Here is a 526-nt window from a genome sequence, read left to right on the forward strand (position 1 = left end):
CTTGCGTGCAATAGGAATTGTTGAATTCTGTGTTCATCGAAAATTGCAGGAAGATCAAGATACCCTTCAAGGCATTTACCCTGGAAATCCGAGACGCAGTACAGCTAGCCCTTCTGTTGATTTGCTTCTCGAAGCATTCAACGGTATGGATTTTTTTATAACAGACTTACCCAACGGACAACATTTTGAACAGATTTCACCTCTCAATGAAGTACAAAGAAAAATTTTATATCTATTGGATCTGCCGGAATCAATTTATAACAAGATGACTCAAAAAGTAAAATATGGGCTACGAATGGGTACTATATCCAGTTGAAAAATCATTTAACCTAATTCTTTGGTGCAGAGGGAATTACCTGACACTCGACCATCAAGTTTTTTCTTCAGCCATATAAACAAAGGGTTGAGAAGCGGTCTTTTTCGGAGGCCAAAAATATTTAAAAAAGCATAATAGACGGACACCATTGTATTTAAATGACAAACTAAAAAAACCTTGTTTTTACTTTTTAAAACTATCGAACAGAGA

Annotated in this window: 2 protein-coding genes; one reads left to right on the forward strand and one right to left on the reverse strand. The window is 35.7% G+C overall.

Annotation, left to right across the window (positions count from 1 at the left end; genetic code table 11):
* A partial coding sequence (locus tag HXW94_RS20625) for a hypothetical protein (RefSeq protein WP_218576828.1) occupies window positions 1–316 on the forward strand: 316 nt, incomplete at its 5' end.
* A gap of 8 nt (window positions 317–324) precedes the next feature.
* On the opposite strand, the gene HXW94_RS20630 is transcribed toward HXW94_RS20625, so the two are convergent.
* On the reverse strand, window positions 325–526 hold a 202-nt coding region (locus HXW94_RS20630; RefSeq protein WP_218576829.1), incomplete at its 5' end, for a hypothetical protein.

Origin of the sequence: Desulfobacter latus (genome assembly GCF_013389365.1) — a bacterium.
Lineage (GTDB): Bacteria > Desulfobacterota > Desulfobacteria > Desulfobacterales > Desulfobacteraceae > Desulfobacter > Desulfobacter latus.